Here is a 22,517-nt window from a genome sequence, read left to right on the forward strand (position 1 = left end):
CCCGAGCCGTCCGGCCTGGGCGACGGCGATCGCCTTGCCGGACGGCCGCTAGCCGTAGTACTGTCCAGACACGTGTCCATCATAAAACTTGGACACTTATCTGGGGAAGGATTTCCAATGACTCTGGTGAAACCACGTCGGGTATCCGGAGGCGACCACGAGCACGGTCATCTGGAGGAGTTCCGCGTCGACCCGATCGGCCTGATGCGCCGGGTCCGGGAGGAGTGCGGCGACGTCGGATCGTTCGATCTGGCGGGGCGTCAGGTGATCCTGTTGTCGGGCGCGGAGGCCAACGAATTCTTCTTCCGTTCCGGTGACGAGGACCTCGACCAGGCCGCCGCCTACCCCTTCATGAAGCCCATCTTCGGCGACGGCGTCGTCTTCGACGCCAGCCCGGAGCGCCGCAAGGAAATGCTGCACAACCAGGCGTTGCGTGCCGAGCACATGCGCGGGCACGCCGCGACCATCGCCCGTGAGGTCGAGCGGATGCTGGCGCGCTGGGGCGACGAGGGCGAGATCGACCTGCTCGACTTCTTCGCCGAACTGACCATCTACACCTCCTCGGCGTGCCTGATCGGCGTGAAGTTCCGCAACGACCTCGACGACCGATTCGCCCACCTCTACCACGACCTGGAACGAGGCACCGACGCGCTGGCCTACGTCGACCCGTACGCGCCGATCGAGAGCTTCCGCCGCCGCGACCAGGCACGCGCCGAGCTGGTCGAGCTGGTCCAGGCGATCATGGATCGCCGGGCGGCCGACCCGCCGACGGGCAAGGACGACCGGGACATGCTCGACGTGCTCATCTCGATTCCCGGCGACGACGGCAAGCCGCGATTCAGCGCCAGCGAGATCACCGGCATCTTCATCTCCATGATGTTCGCCGGCCACCACACCACCTCCGGCACGGCGGCCTGGACGATCATCGAACTGCTGCGCCATCCCGAGGTGCTCGGCCAGGTCGTGGCCGAGCTCGACGAGCTCTACGCCGACGGCTCGGACATCAGTTTCGGAGCGCTGCGGCAGATTCCGCACCTGGAGTCCGTCCTGAAGGAGACGTTGCGCCTGCACCCGCCCCTGATCATCTTGATGCGGGTGGCCCGAGGCGAGTTCGAGGTCTGCGGTCATCACATCGAACCCGGCGACCACGTCGCGGCCACCCCCGCGATCTCGAACCGGATTCCGGAGGACTTTCCCGATCCGGACGCTTTCGATCCCGGCCGCTACATCGATCCCAACCAAGAGGACATGGTCAACCGCTGGACCTGGATTCCGTTCGGCGCCGGCCGCCACCGCTGCGTCGGCGCGGCGTTCGCGCTCATGCAGTTGAAGGCGATTTTCTCGTTGTTGTTGCGCGACTGGGAGTTCGAGATGGTCCAGCCGTCGGAGAGCTACCGCAACGACCACTCCAAGATGGTCGTGCAACTGGCCCAGCCCTGCACCGTCCGCTACCGACGGCGCCGCAAGGACGACGACATCCGCTGATGGGCCCGGCGTGGGCTCCCCGCCGGCAGCGCCGGGGAGCCCGCACCCGAAGCTATTCGTATCGCACCCGCCAGCTCTTGATGCCGTTGATCCACCCCGACCGCAGCCGCACGGGTTCGGATACCTGACGCAGATCGGGCATCACGTCGGCGATGGCGTTGAACATCAGATCGATCTCCAGCCGGGCCAGATTCGCCCCGACGCAGTAGTGCGTGCCGGTGCCGCCGAAACCCACGTGCGGGTTCGGATTGCGCAGGACATCGAAGGCGTACGGATCCTCGAAGCCCTCTTCGTCGAAATTGGCCGAGCTGTAGAACAGTCCGAGCCGCTGGCCCTGCCGGATGGACTGCCCGCCCAGCTCCAGATCCGCTGTCGCGGTGCGCTGGAAGGCCGTCACCGGCGTCGCCCAGCGCACTATTTCGTCCGGCGCGGTGCGCGGACGCTGTTGCTTGAAGATCTCCCATTGTTCAGGATTGTCGATGAAAGCCTTCATCCCGTGCGTGATGGCATTGCGGGTGGTCTCGTTGCCCGCCACGGCGAGCAGGATGACGAAGAAGCCGAACTCGTCGGAGCCGAGCGCCTCGCCGTCGACATCGGCGTGCACGAGCTCGCTCACGATATCGCCCACCGGACAGGCGCGGCGCTGCTCGGCCATGTTCCAGGAGTAGCCGAGGATCTCCGCCGAGGCCATGGCGGGATCGCCGTACTCGGGATCGTCGTAGTTGAGCATCTGGTTGGACCAGTCGAACAGCTTGCGCCGATCCGACTGCGGCACACCGATCAGCTCGGCGATCGCCTGCAACGGAAGTTCGCAGGCGACCTGTTCGACGAAGTCGCCGCCACCGGCCTGTTTGGCTCCGTGCACGATACGAGCGGCGCGTTCGGTGAGTGCGGCTCGCAGGTTCTCCACCGCGCGCGGCGTGAATCCCTTGGAGATGATCCGCCGGATCTTGGAGTGTTTGGGCGGGTCCATGTTCACCAGCAGCGCGCCGGTGACCGCCATCTGATCGGGCGTGATGTCGCCGGGCAGGCGGATGATGGCGCCTTTTCGCTCCGAGGAGAACAGGTCCGGGTGCTTCGAGATCTCCTTGATGTCGGCGAGTTTGCTGACCACCCAGTAGCCACCGTCGCGGAAACCACCGGATGTCTCGTCGGATTGCGCGTTCCACCACACGGGTGCGGTTCGCCGCAGCTTCGCGAATTCCTCGACCGGACGACGGTTCTGCCATAACGCCGGGTCGGTGAAGTCGAATCCGACCGGCAGTGCCGGTGCTGCCATAGCTACCTCCTAGATGAAACGTGCGAGCCGATCAGCGCGGCGAACTGCGTTGTGCGGCCGTGTGTTCGGGACGGACGGACGAAAGGTCGGCCGCCTCGTCACCCTCGGCTCCGCACAAGGAGGCGGCGGCACGCCCCGCGACGAGCGGCAGGTCGAGATAGGTCCGCACACCCGGTTCGGCGGCGACGACGTAGGGAATCGAGTTCACGCAGTGCATGGCCGTGGCGACGATGCCGGGATTGCGGGCCAGACCGGCGGCGGTACTGTGGGCGTGCATGCCGGTGAACGTCACCGTCGCGCCGGGATCGCCGACGATTTCGACCTCGTAGCGCTCACCCGAGGGCCCGAACGTCCACGGCGGATCCAGGTTCTCGGTGCCCATGAACCAATTCACCGCGGCCGTGATCACCGCCTCGCCGTGAACGGTCCCCTGCCAGCGGAATCGTTGCGCGGCCACGCGTCCCGGCGCGATCGGGCCGATGGGCGAATCGATCGGCGCGGTGGCCACCGCCACCTCGTGCGTCACCCGCAGCCGTTCGTCGAGCGCGATGCCCAGCGCTTCGGCGATCATCCACACCGACTGGCTGTAGCCGCCCGCGAGCACGTTCGCCATGACACTGGTCGCGGCCTGTTCCGGCGTGGCGCCGAACAGCATCCAGTCGCGGACCACCTCGGGCGCGCCGTAGGTGCGGATGTCGGAGAACTCTTCGGCGCGCACTTCGGTGATCGCGCCCGACAGCGCCGATACCACCAGCGGGATCTTCTCGGTGATCCCGCCGGGATGTATCCCGGTGCCGTGCAGGGTCACCCCGGCCGCGCGGCACAGCTCGTCGTAACGCTGCCGCTCCGCGCGCCGCGGATGAAACCAGCCCAGCGGAGTGACGATGTTCTTGCCGGACCGCAGGATCGCGCGCACCGTCTCGGTGTCGGCCATGAATGGGCTGTACAGCACGCAGTCGGCCGGCGTGGCGAGCAAGCGGTCCACGTCGGTGGTCGCCCGCACCCCGATCGGCGGGCGGCCGACCAGCTCTCCCAGATCCACGCCGTCCTTGCCCACGCTGTGCACCCAGGCTCCCACCAGCTCCAGCTCGGGATGGTCGAGTACGCCCTCGATGGCGGCCCGGCCGACCCCGCCGGTCGCCCACTGGATCACGCGGATCATGTCAGTCCACCTTGTGATCGGGTCCGCGATCGGCCACATACTGTTTGGCCCACCGGTAGTCGGGTTTGCCGCTGGGCGCCCGCACGATGGCGTCCGCGACCCAGATCTGTTTCGGCACTTTGTATCCGGCCAGGAAGGCGCGCACGTGCGCCTGCAGGTCGCCGAACTCGACCGGCCCGGGGCCGGACAGCGACACCACCGCGGCGACCTGATGCCCCCAGCGCTCGTGGGGCACTCCGATCACCACCGCGTCGTCGATCGCGCCGTGCGCCTTCACCACGCTTTCGACCTCTTCGACGAACACTTTCTCGCCGCCGGTGTTGATCACCATGTTGCCGCGGCCGATCAACGTGATCGAGCCGTCGGTCTCGGCACGGGCTCGGTCGTCGGTGACGACCATGCGCAGGCTGTCGACGGTCTTGAACAACTTCTCGGTCTTGCCGGGATCCTTGTAGTAACCGATCGGCACGTTGCCGGTCTTGGCCAGCCAGCCTTCCGATCCCGGGGCGACGGGGTGACCGTCGTCGTCCACGACGACCGCGCCGCGGCCGGTCTGCACGCGGGGTCCGCGCGCGGGATCGTCGTGCTTCTGGGCGAACCCGATACCGCCGAAACCGGTTTCCGACGATCCGATGGAGTCCGAGACGACCGCCCAGGGAAACAGTTCCAACAGCGTGTTCTTCACCGGTTGCGACAGCAGCGCGGCGCCGGAGGCGATCGCCAGCAGCCCCGAGGCGTCCACCGGCTCGCCTCGGTAGGCCTCGATCAACGGTCTGGCCATGGCGTCGCCGGTGATCACCATGACCTGAGGTCGTTGCTCGGCGACGGTCCGCCAGACGCGTCCGGCGTCGAAGCGGGACTCGAAGATCACGGTGTTGCCCGACCACAGCGCGGTGAAAGTGGGCATCATGGCGGCGGCGTGGATCAGCGGCGGCAGCACCAGCCAGGTACCCGGATCGTTCCGGGCACCGGCGCGCGACTGCTGGAACTCGTCGGCGACCGGTTCGCCGGTGTAGAAGTCGATGCCGCCGCCGAGGACCCGCCACATGTCCTCTTGCCGCCACATGACGCCTTTCGGCATGCCGGTGGTCCCGCCGGTGTACATCATGAACAGGTCGTCCCCGCTGCGCGGCACCACCGGGCGTTCCGTCGGCCGGGCGGCGAGGGCGGACTCGTAAGCCGTCGCCGCGGCATCGGCCACGCCGGAGAATTCGTCGGCGACGCAGATCGTGTGCCGCAACGTGGAGGTCAGCGCAGCGGCTTCCCGGACGGTTCCGACGTAACAGGAGTGGTGCACGAGCACCTCGAGATCCGCGTTGTCGTAGACGTAGGCCAACTCGGTGACGCCGTACCGGTAATTGATGTTGATCGGGACGGCGGAGAGCTTGAAGCACGCGATCAGCGTCTCCATCGTCTCGATACTGTTGTGCATCTGGAAACCCACGTGGGTGCCCGCGCCGACGCCGATGCTCGCCAGATGGTGCGCGAGCTGGTTGGCGCGGTCATCGAGTGCACGGTAGGTCACCCGGCGGCCGGACTGGATCAGAGCCACCCGTTCGGGCATGGCGTCCACGGAGTGCTCGAAGAGGTCGGCGAAGTTGTTGGCCATGGCAGTCCATCTCTGAGTGGGCGGTCACACGACGGTGAGGGGAAGGGGTATCCCCCGGTCGGTGAACGTGAACGCGGCGCCGGTGCTGAACCGGGTGATCGCGACCTCCGTCGCCTCCCGGATCGGTTTCTCGCCGAGCGTGACGGCGGCGCTCCAACCGTGTTCGCCCGCCGCGACGACCTCCGCGCTGAAACGCGGATTCACGCCGCGTACCAGGGCGTTCAGCGGCTCGATGTGCTCGGGGGCGAGCATCGACGGCCAGGTTCCGTCGGTGTGCGCGCCGCTGGCGGACGGGAACGCCACTGTGACGGTGTTGTCGGTCATGCCGATCTCGACACCCGTGTAGGGCAACGGGTTCAGGGCGGGATGCAGGCGCAGTACCGTCGCCAGCGCGGCGGCGTCGTCGCCGAGGCCCAGGCAATTCCGCAGCCGCTCGCTGGTGATCCCGGCGATCCCGGCGAACTGTTTGCGGCCGATCTCCAGCGCCGCCGCCGCGTCTGCCCGCGCGCGCACCGCGATCATGAAACCGAGGGTGAGCAGATGGTGTTGCAGGCAGACCTCGTCGGCCAGACGCACCAGCGCGGATCGGGAGAAGTCCGCGAAGCGCACATCGCTGAGCAGTGGACCGGAGTAGTCCGCCCGCCCTTCGTCGTCGCGGTCGATCGCGGTCAGCTCCAGCCCGGCCGCCGCCGATCCGGCGACCAGGTCGGCGTCGGGCGGCACCGGCGGCGGCACGTGAGCGGGGTCGATGACGACCGTCCACGCGCACACCGGTTTCCGGCCGGCCGGCCGTCGCGGCGGGCGGTGGATCGGCCGGACCTGAGCGTGCGGGTTGGTGGCCAGCGCGGTCGCGTCGAAAGTCGGGTCCTCGATGTCGTGGCACATCGACACCACGAAGTCCTCGCCCATGGGTTCCACGTCGGCCAGTGCGCCGCAGTGGTCGAGCCAGAACTCTCCGCGGTGGTCATCGTCGACCCGGAAACGGAAGTCCATGAACTGCGGTGGAGCGCCGATATCCAGTTGCAGGCCCTTGAAGATGGTCTCCACGCCGTCACCGGCGAAGCCGAGCGCTCGCTGCATGCGCCGGGTGTAGACCGGGCTGGCCACCTGCCACTCCGCGATGGCGATCTCGGTCATGCCCTCGCGACCGAACGCGCCGAGCGAGTGCGCCATGCCGGAACGGTCGATGAGGTGTCCGCACAAGAGCAGTTCGGGAAGCAGCGCGGCCAAGGTGTCCCGACCCAGGTCGGCGAATCGGCTGTGTGGTGCAGTCATGTCGGTCACCACAGCGCGACGGGCGATTCGCCGACGCGATACCAGCCGGGCAGCGGCTTGCCGGAGGTCGAGCGCTCGATGCGCTTCTGCATGCCCGGCGTGAGCGCTTTGTTCGTGATCATCTCCAGGAACAGCGCCGAGACGTTGCCGAAGTCGAAGAAGTCACGCTGCCAGGACCATTGGAAGTCGCCGCCGTAGCGGAACCAGCTGCCGCCGATGCCTTCCGGCGAATAGTTGCGCCCATCCGGTCGTTCGGCATCGCTGATCTGCTTCCAGAATCCGATGACGTTGCCGGTGCGTTCGTCGACCACGAATTCCTGATAGGGGTAGGTCCAGCCCTCCAGCCCGGCCATCTCCTGGCCGAGTGCGAGTTCGCGGATCTCCTCACGTCCGACGGCCATGAATTCTTGGGTGGGACCGTAATTCCACCCGTAGGTGGCGTCCTCGGTATACATCTGCGCAAGCGGCTTCCAGTCGCCCTTTTCCTCGCAGCGCTGGTTCTCCACGATCCAGCGCTGGATCATTTCGTCGAGCTCGGCGCGATCGAAATCTGGCATCAGTCGGTACCTTTCGGTGCGGAGTCGGTCGCGCCTTCAGCGATCGACAGGGCTTGGGTGGGGCAGTAACGGATCGCATTCGCCACGGCGGACCGCAGGTCGGCGTCCGGGGCGTCGTCGAGGATTTCGACCTGGCCGCGTTTGGGGACCGTGAACACCTTCGGCGCCTCGGCCTGACAGACCGCGTGTCCTTGGCACAGATCGAGGTCGGCCCGGATTCTCATGATCGGCTCCTCGCGGCCGCGCGCGGACACCTCGGCACACGGATCCGGTGGGATCGACGGCTCATCGGGTCTCCACGGTGATGGGCAGGTGCGCGAAACCACGCACGTTGGACGAATGAACACGCACGATCCCCGACTCCACAATCTCGAAGGACCGCACCCGCGACGCGAACTCCCCCAACGCGACCCTCGCCTCCAACCGCGCCAGATGCGCACCCAAACAGAAATGCACCCCCGCACCGAAACTGGCCAACCCCGACTTGCCGGCACGATCGATCCGGAAACAATCCCCATCCTCGAACACCGCCGGATCACGATTAGCCGAACCGATCAACAACAACACCTTCCCCCCCGCCGGAACCACACCCCCGTAATAACCCAAATCCGCCGTAGCAGTACGCGCGATCACCTGACTAGAGGTGTCATACCGCAACGTCTCCTCCACCCAATCCCCCACCAACCCCCCATCCGCCACCACCTTCGCATACTCCCCCGGACACCGCCCAGCCCAATACAACGCATTACCCAGCAACTTCGTGGTGGTCTCGTTCCCCGCCACCACCATCAGAAACAAAAACCCCACGATCTCCTCATCAGTCAGCGTGTCCTCGCCGATCTCGGCATCCAGCAACGCCGAAGTCAGATCATCACGCGGCACCCGGCGACGCTCAGCCACCATCTCCGCGTAATAACCCAACAACGTCACCGACGCCTCCACCGCCGCCATCGGAATATCCAGCACACCGTCCTCCCGATGCACCACCAGATCCGCCAACCGCCGAATCTCCCCCCGATCCACCACCGGAACCCCCATCAACTCCGAAATCACATCCATCGGCAACTTCCCCGCCACCTCATCGATCCAATCGAAACCCCCACCCCCCAACGCCGGCACCAGATACGACAACGTCAACTCCCGAACCCGCGCCTCCATCCCCGCCACCCGCTTCGGCGTGAACCCCTTGAACACCAACCGCCGCATCCGCATATGCCGCGGATCATCCATCGCCAAAAACGACATCACCCGATGCGCATCCGGCCCCCACGCCGCCGGATCCAACGACACCCCATTCGCACTCGACAACCCCACACAGTCCCGAAAACCCCCCACCACATCCACATACCGCGACAACGCCCAAAACCCCACATCCGCGTTGTGATACAACGGCGCCTCCTCCCGCAACCGCCGATACACCGGATACGGATCCTCATGAAACCCATAGTCATACGGATCGAACACCAGCGGCCCCACCACAACCGTCATCACACACACTCCCAATCCGATAACACGTTCTCGACGGGAAACGCCCTCGCGCCGCGCCGCAAAGACACATAGCTGGACATGTGTCTGGACGGTACCACCGACAGTTTTTCAGGACAATCCCCTACCGCCGATTCGACGGAAACGAGCCCTCCCACGCCCAGCCCCGACCCGACATGGCACAAACGAGAACCCATTCTTGCAGCCACCAGCCATCCGGACTATATTCCGAACAGTTGTCCAGACACTGCGCCAACGGGACTCCGGTTTTCAACCGGCGCGGCGCCGACAGAGTGCGCCCGTGAGCGGAACACCGATCGCAGGCACCGCACGACTCGATCAGACAGGGGTACTCATGCGATTCGGCATCGTGCTGTTCACCAGCGACCGCGGCATCACCCCGGCCTCGGCCGCCCGCGCGACGGAGCAGGCGGGGTTCGACTCCTTCTACGTCCCCGAGCACACCCACATCCCGGTCGCACGCAACGCGGCGCACCCCCAGACCGGCGACGCCTCCCTGCCCGATGACCGGTACCTGCGCACGCTCGACCCCTGGGTGGCGCTGTCCATGGCGGCAGCCGTCACCGAACGCATCGAACTGGCCACCGCCGTGGCGCTCCCGGTGGAGCACGACCCGATCACCCTGGCCAAGACGATCGCCTCACTCGACCATCTCAGTGGCGGCCGCGTGGTACTCGGCGCCGGTTTCGGCTGGAACACCGACGAACTCGCCGATCACGGCGTACCCGCGAACAAGCGGCGCACTGTATTGCGCGAATACCTGGCTGCGATGCGGGCGCTGTGGAGCCAGGACGAGGCGCGTCACGACGGCGAGTACGTGACCTTCGGTCCGAGCTGGGCGTGGCCGAAACCGGTGCGGCGCTCGGTGCCGGTGCTGATCGGCGCGGCGGGCACCGAACGAACCTTCCGCTGGATCGCCGAGTCCGCCGACGGCTGGATCACCACCCCGGGCGAGACCGAGATCTCGGGCCGGCTCGCGCTGCTGTACGAGATCTGGCAGCAGGCCGGCCGGACCGGACGACCTCGCGTGGTCGCCCTCGACTACAAACCGGACGCCGCGCGTCTGGCCGAGTGGGATCACGCCGGAGTCACCGACGTCGTGTACGGCCTACCGGACAAGGACGAGCACGACGTCCTCGCGTACCTCGAGCGCTTGTCGGGCAAGCTGACGGACATCGACAGGCCGCTCGGCGCGTTTCGCACGCCGTAGCCCACAGACCGACGCCGAATTCCGTGGCCGGAGACACACCGGTTTCCGCGTGGAAGTTGCTCGAACAGAAATGCGATACTAGCATCTAGACACATGTCCGAAAGCAATTCCAGGATCGTCGAAGCGACGCGACGGCGCCTGTCGGAAAAACAGGCCGACACCGTCGACAAGCTCACCAGATCGGCGTTGGAAGTGCTTTCCCGGGAGGGCTTCGCGGGAATGACCATCCGATTGGTCGCCGCCAACGCCAAGGTGGGTACCGCCACCGCCTACACCTACTTCTCCTCCAAGGAACACCTGGTCGCGGAGATCTTCTGGCGCAGGTTGCGCGCGACGCCCTCGCCCGTCAGCGAGGATCCGGACGCCACAGTGCGGGTGATCGCCGAACTTCGCGGCATCGCGCTGTTGGTCGCCGACGAGCCGGAATTGTCCGGCGCGGTCACCAGCGCACTGCTCGGTCGCGATCCCGACGTCGAACATTTGCGAGCACGTATCGGGTTGGAGATTCGCGCACGCCTCGCGCAGGCCCTGTCCGGAAATCCGGACGCGGATATTCTCGAATCGCTCGAATTGCTCTACGCGGGTGCGTTGGTCCACGCGGGGATGGGTTACAAATCGTATTCGGACATCGCGGACCGCATCGAGCGGTCCGCGTTGCTCATCCTGAAGTGACACACCGCATTCCGCGTCACTGACCGGCCAGGCCCAGTTTCAGGGATGCTCCGCCGTCGACGAACATCTGCAAACCGGTCACATAGCGCGACTCGTCGGAGGCCAGGAACGTGACCGCGTGCGAGATATCCGAGGACTCGACGAACGGAATCGGCATGGCCTGCATGAAGGGAAAGGTGACCTCGGCGTCCTCGCGCGTCGGATGCTGCAGGTCGGGACGGAAGATCTGATACATGCCCGGGTTGTGCAGCATGTCGGTGTCGACGTTGGTCGGGTGGACCGCGTTGATCCGGATCGAGCTCGGCCCCAGCGTCAAGGCCAAAGTCTGCGTGTAGGAACGGATCATCTTCTTCGACAGGCCGTAGCCGTCGCCACCGGGGCCTTGCAGCGCCTGCTGGCCGTTGAATCCGGTTTGCGGCACCAAGCCCGCGACCGACCCCGTCACGATGATCGAGGCGCCCGCGCCCAGATGCGGCAGGGCGGCGTGCACGGTGTTCACCACGCCGACGAAGTTGACGTCGAAGACATCGATGAATCCCTGCAACGGTACGTGGTGGCCGAGGGGGCATATTCCGGCATTCGCCACGACCACGTCCAAGCGCCCGAGTTCGGCGACGGCCGCCGCTATCGCCTCCTGCAACGCGGGACGATCCCGTACGTCGACCTTTCGAGCCACGACTCGGCGGCCGATCTTCGCCACCAGATCCTCGGTCTCCGCGAGATCCGCTTCGGTCGCCAGCGCGTAGTCGTTGCTGGCGATGTCGGAGCAGATGTCCAAGGCGATGATGTCGGCGCCCTCTTCGGCCAGGGTGATCGCATGACTGCGGCCCTGCCCACGTCCCGCACCGGTCACCAAGACGACTTTGCCGTTGACCCGATCCATGTTTCCTCCACCGTGCTCGCCACCGGTTCCATCACCTCTGATACGCGACCGGCGCATTTATGGAATAGTAACCGGACATCTGTCTGGACGATACTACGGACATAGATGTGGATCAATCGCTCGCCGCTGCAATGAATTTCCCGGCAACACCCGCGCCCACCGGGCCGAACAAGAAGGGCGCCGATGCCGAACCGACCGCGCAACCTCGATTCCCCGCTCGTCGCGAAACTGGTCAAGTACATGTCCAAGACCCAGGTCTGGGTATATCGCCGGACCAAGGGGCGCATCGGCGGGCGCTGGCGAATCGGTGCGGGGTTCCGGAAGCCGGTGCCGACCTTGCTGCTCGAACATCGGGGCCGCAAAACGGGCAAACTGTTCACCGCTCCGCTGCTGTATCTCGTGGACGGCGACGATCTGGTGGTCGTCGCCTCACAAGGCGGGCTGCCACGCCACCCCCAGTGGTACTTCAACCTCCTGGCACAACCGGTGACGCGGGTGCAGATCGGGGCCGAGCACCGCCGCGTCCGCGCCCGAGTGGCGACGCCAGAGGAGAGAAGCCGACTGTGGCCCGACCTCGTGGCCCTCTACGCGGACTTCGACACCTACCAATCCTGGACGCAGCGCGAGATTCCGGTGCTGATCCTCCATCCGGAGGACGGGGCGCGATGAGCCGAGACCCGGCGCGTCGAGCAGGGTCCGCACCCGCCCTCCCCCATGATGTTCAGCGTTCCCCGGCGTGCTGGGCGCTGCCCGCCGCCGGAGCAGTGCGACGCATTCGATCGACTCGACAGAGGATGGGAGAGCGTGTGGCGAAAATGGGTAGGCGGAAACGGTCCAGGCTGATCACCAGCGGAATGCTGCGGGAAAAGCACCGGGCGGAAGAGCTCGGCGCGGCGGCGGAACCGGCGCCGGAGCGCGCGGACGTGGCCGAGACGGCGCTCGCGCTCGACCTCGACGCTCTCGCCGCGCGCGTGCGTGCGCGGCGGCGGGAGATGAAGTGGACCCAGGCGGAGGTGGCCGCCAACGGCGGCCCGCCGGCCAAGGTGGTCAGCGAGATCGAGCGATCCCGCAACCCGCGGCCCGGCGCCGAGGTGCTCGACCGGCTCGACGCGGGACTCGGTTGGCCACCCGGCACGAGCGCGGCGATCCTGCGCGCCGAGCAGGCGAGCGAACTCGCCGCGGCGCGCTGATCGCCGGGTTCGAAACTCGGCCGGTCGGAGAATTTTTCGATATCTCCGGCCGGCCGGGCCGGAACGCTCATCGGTTGCTGTGAGCGCTGCTAGGCTGCTCAGCGACCTAGCCGACTGCTCTTGCGCTGCCGGAGTGCGCGGGTCCGGGCGTGCTGGACGCAGGTAAGAACCCGATGAAGGAATGGACGAATCATGCAACTCCGCGGCATCACTGCGGCAGCGATCCTCGCCATCGGCTCGCTGACCATCGGCGCCGGCGTCGCTCACGCCGAGCCCGCTCCCGACATCACCTACTCGGCCAGGATCGTCGATCAGACGGTGGTCGCCGCGCTCCGGGGCGGAACCTTCGAGTTGTCCAAGGCGCTGCGGGATCAGCCCGCGGGCGAGCAGAGCGCTCGGTTGACCGAGCGCAACGGTGTGCTCGTCGACCACACCGGCGCCCCGGCCGACGTCGCCCAAGTGATCGACGTGGTCGACATCCGTGACCGCGACGGCCATGTCGCGATGACGTTGCCGTTCGACTTCCGCATCGCGGGCACAGCCATTCCGGTCCGTCCGGAGGTGAAGAAGGACAGCACGGTTCTGGAGCTTCGGCCGACCAGGCCGGAAGGCCTCGCGACCACCGAAACGCTCGTCGCGAAACCGGTCGCGTCCATGACCGAGAACCAGCGCGCCCGTGACGAATTCGCCAGCCAATTCGGCCTTGCCACCGCCATCGGCGGTTTCGTCGGCACCGCCATCGGCGCCACGATCGGCTGCCTGGTCACCATCGCCGTCGGTTGTGTGGCCGGTCTGCTGACCGGCGCGAGCCTCGGCGGCATCCTCGGAACCATCGCGGTCGGCGGACCCGCCCTCGTCGTGGCCGGTGTCGATCTGCTCACCACGCTGCAGGCCGCCGAGGGCACCACCCGCTTCGCCGACAAGCCCGCGCAATCCGCACCGGCACAACCGAAGTGACCCGCCTCTCGGCGGCGCGCACCACGCCGCCGGGACACGGAAATCCCGACCGCGTCGCTACAGCGGCGCGGTCGTCGTGTTGGAGCGACCCACCCGCTCGTCGTTGATCAGGTGATAGGCGCGCCCCAAGTCGTCGAGCGCCCGCTCCCATCGGGAGTCCGCGTCGTGGCCCCGGGGGTTGCGGCTGAGCAGCAGCAGGACTTCGGCCGCGTCCGTCGACCGCGCGGCCGCGTCCAACAGGACCGGCACCGGGTCCACCTTGGTGCCCGCCGCCAACGCGCCGATGCGGTCGTGCAGCCAGTGCGCGTCGAATCGCGCCTGCTCGGTGGGGTTCTCGCCGTTCACCGGCAGGGTGCTCACCGCGGCGGCCTTGGCGGCCTCCTCGTCGTCCATCGTCGTGGTGACGACCTGACGCAGCTCACTGCTCGCAATCCGGTGTAGCAAACCGATCAGTAGGACTCGCTCCGCGTCCGGACCACGCAGACCCGTGTCGCCCAGCCGTGCGCCGACCTCGTCCGGGTCGACGCGCAGGATCGACAGAACCGCTCGCAACTGCGCAATCGTTACCACTTCGTCCGCCCCTCCTCATCGTCGCGGCCCCACCATCACATCTGCGCGACAGCCTGCCAAACCCGGGGCACGTTAACCATCGGGTAGCCCCTTTGCCGATCCGGCGTGTCTTACTCGAACACGGTATTCGGCGGGCAACGCGCCGACCGAGACCGCGCGGCGCGTCCCGCCGGCCTGCTCGGCACACCTACGGGCACCGGGCGGTACATATCGCGTTTCCAGGCGCGGGACCCTCGATCCCACTCTGCGGTCCAGGTCACCTCGAACCGCAGGGTAAACCGGGAGGCAACTTGGGTACTCCCCCACCATGAGAGCGATACCGGCGCGGGTCACCGGCGACACGACCACGGCCGCAGTGCGCGAGTCCGAACACGGCGGTGCGATCGCGAGCACGAGATGGCGGCGCATCCGGGAGGTGATCGCCACCCGCACCGTCTCCGACGCGACGCGGGAAGTGGCGATCGAGGTGGGGAAACCACAGATGGCGCCGGGTGACACCGGCGTGGTGTGCGGATTCCGCATTCAGGGAATCGGCGAGCGATGGGCGCATGGTCCCGATTCCATCGCGGCGCTGTACCGCGCCTTCCAGGAGATCGCGCTGGAGTTACGGCAGGCCAACAGTCACGGCGCGCACTTCGCGGTGACCGAGCCGTCCGACCCCTGCTTCCCCGCGGCCCCCGCGCGGCCCTCGCGCGCCGCCACGACAGCCGAGCAGGAATCGCAGGCCCTGATCGCGGCCCGCACCCTGCGCGACGCCGACAGTTCGCTGTCGATCATCATCGGCAGGCCGTATCTGGCGGCCGACCGGCGCGAACACCTGTGCCGGTTCCACATCAGCGAGCAGGGCGCGTCCGTGGCCAGCGGCGTCGACGAGATCCAAGCGCTGCACACCGCGATCAGCATGATCAGCCAGCGCCTCGAGCTTCCGCAGGATTGGCCGGTCAGCCGTCTGTCCTGACGCGCGGGCGCACAATTCCCCGACGAACCGCCCAGCCGGTGCGGATTCGGCATCGAATCATCGGTTGTGGATCGTCGTTCGACCGGCGTAGGTCACACATCGCCATGAGCACCTCCGGCACGCTTGTCGCCGACTGTTCCACGTCCGAAACCAGAACGTGGCGCGGCCGCAGCGTCGCCAGAAGGGAACTGCCCATGGAATTCATCTCGCCGGTAGACGCTCTGTTCCTCGTGGCGGAATCACGCGAGCATCCGATGCACGTCGGTTCGCTGTCGGTCTTCGACCCCGTGGACGGCTGCGGACCCGAGTTCGCCCGGCGCGCGTACGCGGCGCTGGCGGCCGACGAGGATTTCCATCCCATGTTCCGCAAGCGGCCTGCCCGCTTGTTCGGCACTCCGCAGCTGGCCTGGACGGTGGACCGCGCCGTGGAACTCGATTACCACGTGCAGCGGCGGGCGCTGCCGGGACCGGGTGGCCTGGACGCCCTGACGGAGGTGGCGGCGGGACTGCACAGCACCCTGCTCGACCGGCACCGACCGCTGTGGGAAGCGCATCTGATCGAAGGGCTCGCCGGCGACCGCGTCGGCTTGTACTCGAAGATCCACCATGCCCTCATCGACGGCGTCGGCGCCCAACGCCTGTTGCAGCGCACATTGACCACCGACCCCGAGTCCAGCGAGGCGCTGGTGCCTTGGCATCTCCCGCCTTCGCCCGGGCGCCGCGAGGACACGGCGCGGCGGCACACGCTGGGCAGCCGGGCGCGCGCGCTGCTCGGGGCGGCGGGCTCGGCTCCCTCGATTCTGCGCTTGGCTCGCGCCGCACTGCTCGAGCAGCAATTGACGCTGCCCTTCGCCGCCCCGCGCACCATGTTCAACGTCCCGATCGGTGGGGCTCGCCGCTGCGCCGCCCGCTCCTGGCCGCTGGATCGGATCCGCCAGGTCAAGAAGATGACCGGCACCACGCTCAACGACGTGGTACTGGCCATGTCGGCGGGCGCGCTGCGCGCCTATCTGCTGGAACACGTCGCACTGCCGGACAAGCCGCTGATCGCCATGGTGCCGGTCTCGCTGCGGCGCGAGTCCGACGACGGCGGCGGGAATGCCGTGGCCGCACTGCTGTGCAATCTCGCCACCGACCTACCCGACCCGGCGGCGCGGCTCGCGGCGATAAGTACCTCGATGCACCGCAGCAAAGAGATCTACCGGGCGCTCTCCCCGGTGCAGGCGGTCTCGCTCTCGGCGCTGACGCTGAGCCCGCTGGCGCTGTCGCTGCTGCTGCCGGCCACGGTCGCGCTGACCAGTCCCCCGTTCAACATCGTCATCTCCAACATCCCCGGCCCGCGGGAACCTCAGTACTGGAACGGGGCGCGGGTCGACGCCAGCTATCCGCTGTCCATCCCGCTCGACGGCCAGGCGCTGAACATCACCCTCACCAGCAACGCCGACAGCCTCGACGTCGGTATCGTCGCCTGCCGCCGCAGCGTGCCGGACGTGGCAAGGCTGCTCGACCACCTGGAATCCGCGTTGGCCGAACTGGAGGACACCGCCTACTGACCCGCCAGGTCCACGGCCTTTCAGGACGCACGCAGGGCGAGCCGGGTCGCCGCTCGCGGATCAGGACGAGCCCGCGGTTCCGAGCCCGTTGATCGACGGGGGCAGATCCGGTTGGGTCGCGCCGGGACCGGCGAGCAGGCGCTTGAGGATCTTGCCGGTGTCGCCGCGGGGCAGCGCCGAGAGGAAAGTGACGTCACGCGGGACCGAGAAGCGGCTCAAGCGGTTGCGGATGTAGGTGCGGACCATGTCCGAGTCGAGCCCGGCTCCGTCGCGTTTCACCACGAACGCCACGAGTCGCTGACCGAATTCACGGTCCGGCACCCCGACCACCGCGACGTCGCTGACCTGCGGCAGGTGCGCGAGCGCCTCTTCGACGGGGCGCGGGAAGACGTTCTCGCCGCCGGAGATGATCATCTCGTCGTCGCGTCCGGCGATGAACAACCGGCCCGTGGCGTCGAGATAGCCGAGGTCGCCGGTGTCCAGCATCCCGTGTGCCTCGTCCGGTGGCGCCGAGTTGACGTAGCCGTCGAACAGCATGTGGTTGCCGACGAAGATATGCCCGGTGGCGCCGATCGGCAACCTGCGGTGATCGGGCCCGAGCACGGCGACCTTGGTGCCCAGCGGCGGGCGGCCCGCCGTGGTCGGCGAGGTGTGCAGGTCCTCCGGGGTGGCGACCGTCGCCCACGAGACCTCGGTCGACCCGTAGACGTTGTAGAGGACGTCGCCGTAGGCGTCCATGAAACGCTCGACGGTCGCCCCAGCGAGCGGCGCCCCGCAGCTGATCATGTGCCGCAGGCTGGAGGTGTCGTAGCGAGCGCGCACGTGCGGGGGCAGATCGAGGATGCGCTGCACCATGGTCGGCACGACGATCACCGTGTTGACCTGGTGCTCGGCGATCCGGCGCAGACAGTCCTCGGCGTCGAAGCGTTCCGCGAGCACCACAGTGGCGCGCAGCGCGGTGCTCAGTTGCAGACCGGCCAGCCCCCAGGTGTGGAACAGCGGCGCGGGAATCAGCATGGTTTCGTCCATCTGCATCGGGATGCGCGAGAGCAATGCCGCAATGGATCCGAAACCCTTCGGGTGCGGCCTGCGTGCCCCCTTCGGGGTCCCGCTGGTCCCGGAGGTGAGCACGATGAGCCGCCCGGGCTGAGCGGGCGTGCGAAACGTGGTGTGCCCCTCGGCCACGAGTTGATCCACGGTCGTCCGGTCGGGAGCGGGCGGGCGTTCGTCGGTGTTGTAGCGCGGGATGTCGGCATGCAGATAGCGCACCAACTCCTCCAGGTCACCGTCGACGAACAGCGCCGACAGCCGGTCTCGCTGGACGATCTCCTCGATGGTGCGCCCCGCGAGCCCGGAATTCAGCAGGGCCACGTCCACGCCGAGTTTGCCTGCGGCGACCATGCATTCGACCATGCCCGCGTGGTTGCGCGCCAGCAGTCCGATGGCGTCACCGGGGCCGAGATCGTGTGCGGCCATCGCCGCGGCCAGCGCGGTGGTCCGTTCGTCCATTTCGGCGAAGGACCGGGTGCCGCGGTCATCGATGATCGCGGCGCGCTCCGGCGCGTATGCCGCGCCCGCCGCGTACCCGCCCGCCAGGTTGAAACCCCATTTAGCCAGCGAGCGCAGCTGTTTCACGGTGCGATCGAGCCGCACCGGCAGCACGACACCGGTGGCCACCATCTGCCGTGCTACGCCCGCGTTGCGCAGGATCGGCGAATCCTCGCCGTTGACCACCAACGAGGTCCGTGCGCCCTTGGCGACGTCGGCTACCCGCTCGAGTCCGCTCTTGGTCCACTCCGCGATCGCCGCATTGGACAGCTCGGCCACGCGTGGGTGCACCCGGCTCGGCGCGAAATAGGTGACCGTGACCTTGGTGCGCTCCTCGTCACCGTGCAACCGCACCGAGGCGAAGCTGCCCAGCGCGGCGTACTGCATCTCGAAACTCTCATACCACCGGCCCACGCTCAGCCGGATCTGGTGGGTGCGGATGCCGGTCTGGTAGGTACCGACACGCATCTGCCAGACCACGTTGCCGTCGGCGGATTGAATCTGCTCGCACGCGCCGATTCCGGTGAACATGCGCGGATATGTCTGTGGTTCGAGCAACAGATCCCAAATGGTCTTGCGGGCGATCGCGAACTCCGCGACTACATCGATGACATCGGTAACCAACTTGTGCACTTCTCGTCGGCCGGTTCGAAGAACTTCGGGTCGGCGGGTAGCTCCTTTGTAACGTCAGTCACAGGCGAGGTCAAGTAGCGCCCGCTTCGCCGCCACTACCAGCGATACGCAGGAAATACCCTGCGATTGCCCAGCATTCACCTGAAGCTGGGAACCCACCCAATCGTCCCGCGCGGCGCCTGTGAATCCACCCAACGAACACGGAATTCCCAGTGGGCGCCCGCGGGCCGATCGTAACGTCTCAGACGCCTGCTCGGCAGGACCGCACGCTGGCTGGAGAGGTTATGGACGACAAGCCCGCCCGACGAATCGCGCACTCCCGCACCGAAGAGATCCTCGATTTCTTCGGCAAATGCCGAGCGTGTGGATATCCCGCTTACGCGGAAACCACCACGCTGCGTTACGACAACGGCGAGCGGGAGACCAAGGTCATCGCCAATTGCGCCCTGCCGTGCGGCTGGAGCGGAGAGGTCTCCGCCACGCCGATGACCGGCTCGGCCGCCCGGCCGCGCACGTAGGGAAGTCAGGCCGCGCGTGTAGCGAGTTCGTCGGAGCCCAGCGCGCGCTCGCGCAAGTCCGCGAGTATCCGGGCGAGTATGCGCGACACCTGCATCTGGGAGACGCCCAGGTGTTCAGCGATTTGACTCTGGGTCCGGCACTCGAAGAAACGCATGATCAGCACCTGCCGATCGCGCTGCGGCAGCTCGGCGATCAGCGGGCGCACCGCCATCGCCTGCTCCAGCAGGTTGTAGCACGGTTCCTCGGCGCCGAGCGTGTCGGCGAGCGCTTGCGGCGCGCCATCGCCGTCCTCGCGGCCCCCCGTGTCCAGTGAGTTGGTCTGATAGGCGTTGCCTGCGATCAGCGCCTGGGTGACCTCGCCGACCTCGACGTCCAATTCGGCGGCGATCTCCCTGGCCGTCGGCATCCGCCCGAGCCGGTGCGACAGCGCCTCGGTGGCCGGGCCGATACGCAGCTGAATCTCCTTGAGCCGCCGCGGCACCCGCAACGACCACGTGTTGTCCCGGAAGTGCCTGCGCACCTCGCCCATGATGGTGGGGACCGCGAACCCGAGGAACGAGCTGCCGCGCGAGACGTCGAAACGGTCCACCGCGAGCACCAGCCCGACCCGGGCGATCTGCAGCAGGTCCTCGTAGGACTCGCCGCGTCCGGAGAACTTGCGGGCAATGTGCTCGGCGAGCGGAAGACAGCGCCGCGTCACCTCCTCGCGCAACGCGGCGCGGTGCGGATCGCCCTCCGCCATAGCGGCCATCTTCTCGAACCACGGCTCGATGTTGTCGTAACTGTCGCCCGCGCGCGTCCGGCCCGTCGTGCCATTTCCGTCGGTCGTGAACTCACGTGTCATCAAATGGTCCTCGTTCCCAACTGAATTCGATAACGGTCGGATACCCGGCGATCTCCGAATCAAAAGGGTCACGAGAAATCGACAGGGAACTGGTGAGCATGCGAACCAACTCCCAGCTCAACGGATCGCCGCGCAGCTCGTCGCAGGCCGCGACGGCGTCGACGCGCACGCTCATCCGGTCCACGCCGTAGGTGAACTCGCAACCGAGCATCGAGCCGGGCACGGAGCCTGCCATCAGCATCGTGGCGGCTTCGTTGATCGCCAGGCGGATGTCGGCGGCCGCGTCGAGCGGGAAGTCGGCGACCAGGCACACGGTGTCGGCCATCCCGCGGACCAAGGCAAGGTGTCGCGGGTCGGCGGGGATCCGCACCGCGACCGCGGTGGTCTCGGTGGCGGCCGCGCCGAACGCGCACGTGATCAGGCGCATCAGACCGTGGCGAGCTGCGCTTGCCACATCCAGTGCAACTGTTCCAGCCGGCCCGCGATCGCCAGGAACAGATCCTGGGTCACCGGATCGGCCTTCTCCGTCGCGGCGATGCGCTCACGCAGCCGTTTGATCACGGCGGCGAGGTTGCCGACGATCGTGTCGATGATGTCGGTGTCCTGCTGCCAGCCCTCGCCCATGCCGAGCGTGCCGGAATCCCTGGCCACGGTCGCGGCGCGACCGTCCGGGCTGACGCCGACGGCGGTGGCGCGCTCCGCGGCCGAATCCGTGAACTCCCGTGCCACCGTGACCAATTCGTCCAACGCCAGGTGCACCGAGCGGAAGTTGGAGCCGACCACGTTCCAGTGCGCCTGCTTCGCGATCAGCGACAGGTCGATCAGGTCGACCACCGTGGCCTGCAGCGTTTCGCCCGCGATGCGCTGCTGCTCCGGGTCCAAGGTGCTGGTGATGGGTTGGGACATCGCTCTGAGCCTTTCTGCCGTCGATCCGGACATCGACGGTCTACCCAGCCATGCGGCGATAAACCTCCCGGTAGGTTCCCCGACCGGGAAGAGTGGGTGGTCGCCCCGGCAAGTCGCACGGGTGCGTCTCGGTCGGGTAGCGGGTGCGGTCCACCGGTGTTACGAGCGGAGACAGCTCGGCCCGATTTGCCGTAACGGCAACAATAGTTGCCGATGCGCGCCTGTTGTCGGCACGGTGAGGCATGGCTGAGGAAAAGCAAGTGGACGTGGTGGTGATCGGCGGCGGCGCGGCCGGGTTGTCGGCGGCGTCGACCCTGGCGCGGGCGCGCCGCTCGGTGCTCGTCATCGACGCGCGCGAGCAGCGCAACGCTCCCGCCGCGGGAGTGCACGGGTGGCTGACCCGCGACGGCATTCCACCGGCGGAGCTGGTGACGATCGGCGCGCGGGAAGTGGAGCAGTACGGCGGGCGGATACGGTACGCGCGAGCGGTGTCCGCGCAACGGACGCCAGGCGGGTTCGTGGTGGAGACCGACCGCGGTGAGCGCCTGCGCGGTCGCCGATTGCTCGTCACCACCGGCTTGGCGGACGAGTTGCCACCGATCAGCGGCTTGCGGGAACGGTGGGGCCGCGACGTCGTGCACTGTCCGTATTGCCACGGATGGGAGATCCGCGACCAGCCGATCGGCGTGCTCGGCTCGGTGCACCACGCGCTGCTGTTCCGTCAGTGGAGCTCGCGGGTGACGCTGCTTCGGCACACCTCTCCCGCGCCGACAGCGCAACAGGCCGAGCAGCTCGCGGCTCGCGGCATCGCCGTGGTGGAGGGTGCGGTGCGCGCGCTCGAGGTGGTGAACGACCACATCACGGGAGCTCGGCTGGAATCCGGGCCGGTCGTGCCGATCGCCGCGCTGGCGTTCGCGCCTCGGCTGGTCGCACGCGATGCGCTGCTGCTCGCCCTCGGCGTCGAAACCGCCGAGCACCCGTCAGGAGCGGGCACGCATGTGGTGGCCGACGCCGCTGGACGCACCTCGGTTCCCGGCGTGTGGGTGGCGGGCAACGTCACCGACATCGTCGCCGGGGTGGTGCAATCCGCTGCCGGTGGCGTGACAGCCGCCGCCGCGATCAACGCCGATCTCGTCGAGGAGGACACCCGGATGGCCGTCGAGCGATGGCTACTCGGGGATATGGTGTGATCCACACGACA

Annotated in this window: 23 protein-coding genes; 10 read left to right on the plus strand and 13 right to left on the minus strand. The window is 67.4% G+C overall.

The genetic code is table 11. From position 1 onward, the window contains the following. Positions 1-117 precede the first annotated feature (117 nt). Complete coding sequence (locus K8O92_30720; GenBank protein UAK32053.1) at positions 118-1,485, plus strand: cytochrome P450; 1,368 nt, start codon at positions 118-120, stop codon at positions 1,483-1,485. A 52-nt stretch (positions 1,486-1,537) separates the two neighbouring features. Here the strand turns inward: K8O92_30720 and K8O92_30725 are convergent, their stop codons facing one another. The 7 genes from K8O92_30725 to K8O92_30755 all read right to left on the minus strand — a co-directional run bounded on the left by K8O92_30725 (position 1,538) and on the right by K8O92_30755 (position 8,855). Further along, positions 1,538-2,764, minus strand: coding sequence for a cytochrome P450 (locus tag K8O92_30725; protein UAK32054.1), 1,227 nt, complete (start codon positions 2,762-2,764; stop codon positions 1,538-1,540). 31 nt (positions 2,765-2,795) lie between these two features. Then, entirely contained in the window at positions 2,796-3,926 is a 1,131-nt protein-coding gene (locus tag K8O92_30730) for a dihydrodipicolinate reductase (GenBank protein UAK32055.1), read from the minus strand. A 1-nt stretch (position 3,927) separates the two neighbouring features. Then, a complete protein-coding gene (locus K8O92_30735) occupies positions 3,928-5,535 on the minus strand; it encodes an acyl-CoA synthetase (protein UAK32056.1) in 1,608 nt (535 codons plus the stop codon). Between the two features lie 24 nt (positions 5,536-5,559). Next, the gene (locus K8O92_30740) at positions 5,560-6,810 is read right to left on the minus strand and encodes a hypothetical protein (protein ID UAK32057.1); all 1,251 of its coding nucleotides are present in this window, start codon (positions 6,808-6,810) and stop codon (positions 5,560-5,562) included. A 5-nt stretch (positions 6,811-6,815) separates the two neighbouring features. After that, positions 6,816-7,367, minus strand: a complete 552-nt coding sequence (locus K8O92_30745; protein UAK32058.1) for a nuclear transport factor 2 family protein — start codon at positions 7,365-7,367, stop codon at positions 6,816-6,818. Continuing rightward, entirely contained in the window at positions 7,367-7,591 is a 225-nt protein-coding gene (locus K8O92_30750) for a ferredoxin (GenBank protein UAK32059.1), read from the minus strand. The genes K8O92_30745 and K8O92_30750 overlap by 1 nt, the downstream gene beginning before the upstream one ends. A 61-nt stretch (positions 7,592-7,652) precedes the next feature. Continuing rightward, the gene (locus K8O92_30755; GenBank protein UAK32060.1) at positions 7,653-8,855 is read right to left on the minus strand and encodes a cytochrome P450; all 1,203 of its coding nucleotides are present in this window, start codon (positions 8,853-8,855) and stop codon (positions 7,653-7,655) included. 352 nt (positions 8,856-9,207) lie between these two features. Here K8O92_30755 and K8O92_30760 point away from each other — a divergent pair, with 352 nt between their 5' ends. Together K8O92_30760 and K8O92_30765 are read left to right on the plus strand one after the other, a co-directional pair. Then, on the plus strand, positions 9,208-10,083 hold the full coding sequence (locus K8O92_30760; protein ID UAK36034.1) for an LLM class F420-dependent oxidoreductase: 876 nt from the start codon (positions 9,208-9,210) through the stop codon (positions 10,081-10,083). 93 nt (positions 10,084-10,176) lie between these two features. After that, complete coding sequence (locus K8O92_30765; protein ID UAK32061.1) at positions 10,177-10,755, plus strand: TetR/AcrR family transcriptional regulator; 579 nt, start codon at positions 10,177-10,179, stop codon at positions 10,753-10,755. Between the two features lie 16 nt (positions 10,756-10,771). Here the strand turns inward: K8O92_30765 and K8O92_30770 are convergent, their stop codons facing one another. Next, positions 10,772-11,638, minus strand: coding sequence for a mycofactocin-coupled SDR family oxidoreductase (locus K8O92_30770; GenBank protein ID UAK32062.1), 867 nt, complete (start codon positions 11,636-11,638; stop codon positions 10,772-10,774). Positions 11,639-11,821: 183 nt separating this feature from the next. Here K8O92_30770 and K8O92_30775 point away from each other — a divergent pair, with 183 nt between their 5' ends. The 3 genes from K8O92_30775 (at position 11,822) to K8O92_30785 (ending at position 13,785) form a co-directional block, all read left to right on the plus strand. After that, a complete protein-coding gene (locus K8O92_30775) occupies positions 11,822-12,307 on the plus strand; it encodes a nitroreductase family deazaflavin-dependent oxidoreductase (GenBank protein ID UAK32063.1) in 486 nt (161 codons plus the stop codon). Positions 12,308-12,444: 137 nt separating this feature from the next. After that, on the plus strand, positions 12,445-12,828 hold the full coding sequence (locus K8O92_30780; protein UAK32064.1) for a helix-turn-helix domain-containing protein: 384 nt from the start codon (positions 12,445-12,447) through the stop codon (positions 12,826-12,828). A 192-nt stretch (positions 12,829-13,020) separates the two neighbouring features. Then, a complete protein-coding gene (locus K8O92_30785) occupies positions 13,021-13,785 on the plus strand; it encodes a hypothetical protein (protein UAK32065.1) in 765 nt (254 codons plus the stop codon). Between the two features lie 57 nt (positions 13,786-13,842). Here K8O92_30785 and K8O92_30790 read toward each other — a convergent pair whose 3' ends face one another. Continuing rightward, the gene (locus K8O92_30790) at positions 13,843-14,337 is read right to left on the minus strand and encodes a hypothetical protein (protein ID UAK32066.1); all 495 of its coding nucleotides are present in this window, start codon (positions 14,335-14,337) and stop codon (positions 13,843-13,845) included. Positions 14,338-14,662: 325 nt separating this feature from the next. Here K8O92_30790 and K8O92_30795 point away from each other — a divergent pair, with 325 nt between their 5' ends. Both K8O92_30795 and K8O92_30800 read left to right on the plus strand, forming a co-directional pair. After that, the gene (locus tag K8O92_30795) at positions 14,663-15,313 is read left to right on the plus strand and encodes a hypothetical protein (GenBank protein UAK32067.1); all 651 of its coding nucleotides are present in this window, start codon (positions 14,663-14,665) and stop codon (positions 15,311-15,313) included. Positions 15,314-15,507: 194 nt separating this feature from the next. After that, the gene (locus K8O92_30800) at positions 15,508-16,866 is read left to right on the plus strand and encodes a wax ester/triacylglycerol synthase family O-acyltransferase (GenBank protein UAK32068.1); all 1,359 of its coding nucleotides are present in this window, start codon (positions 15,508-15,510) and stop codon (positions 16,864-16,866) included. A gap of 60 nt (positions 16,867-16,926) precedes the next feature. Here K8O92_30800 and K8O92_30805 read toward each other — a convergent pair whose 3' ends face one another. Next, a complete protein-coding gene (locus K8O92_30805; GenBank protein ID UAK36035.1) occupies positions 16,927-18,945 on the minus strand; it encodes an AMP-binding protein in 2,019 nt (672 codons plus the stop codon). Positions 18,946-19,331: 386 nt separating this feature from the next. On the opposite strand from K8O92_30805, the gene K8O92_30810 reads away from it, so the two are divergent. Beyond that, positions 19,332-19,565: a hypothetical protein gene (locus tag K8O92_30810; GenBank protein ID UAK32069.1), complete on the plus strand. Its 234-nt coding sequence runs from the start codon at positions 19,332-19,334 to the stop codon at positions 19,563-19,565. A 5-nt stretch (positions 19,566-19,570) separates the two neighbouring features. Here the strand turns inward: K8O92_30810 and K8O92_30815 are convergent, their stop codons facing one another. From K8O92_30815 to K8O92_30825, 3 genes are all read right to left on the minus strand, one after another. Then, on the minus strand, positions 19,571-20,410 hold the full coding sequence (locus K8O92_30815) for an RNA polymerase sigma factor SigF (protein ID UAK32070.1): 840 nt from the start codon (positions 20,408-20,410) through the stop codon (positions 19,571-19,573). Then, entirely contained in the window at positions 20,400-20,747 is a 348-nt protein-coding gene (locus K8O92_30820) for an anti-sigma factor (GenBank protein ID UAK36036.1), read from the minus strand. The genes K8O92_30815 and K8O92_30820 overlap by 11 nt, the downstream gene beginning before the upstream one ends. An 89-nt stretch (positions 20,748-20,836) precedes the next feature. Continuing rightward, complete coding sequence (locus tag K8O92_30825) at positions 20,837-21,316, minus strand: DNA starvation/stationary phase protection protein (protein ID UAK32071.1); 480 nt, start codon at positions 21,314-21,316, stop codon at positions 20,837-20,839. Positions 21,317-21,558: 242 nt separating this feature from the next. On the opposite strand from K8O92_30825, the gene K8O92_30830 reads away from it, so the two are divergent. Next, positions 21,559-22,506, plus strand: coding sequence for an NAD(P)/FAD-dependent oxidoreductase (locus K8O92_30830; GenBank protein ID UAK32072.1), 948 nt, complete (start codon positions 21,559-21,561; stop codon positions 22,504-22,506). The last annotated feature ends 11 nt before the right edge of the window (positions 22,507-22,517 follow it).

Source organism: Nocardia asteroides, assembly GCA_019930625.1.
In the GTDB taxonomy this organism is placed as follows: domain Bacteria; phylum Actinomycetota; class Actinomycetes; order Mycobacteriales; family Mycobacteriaceae; genus Nocardia; species Nocardia sputi.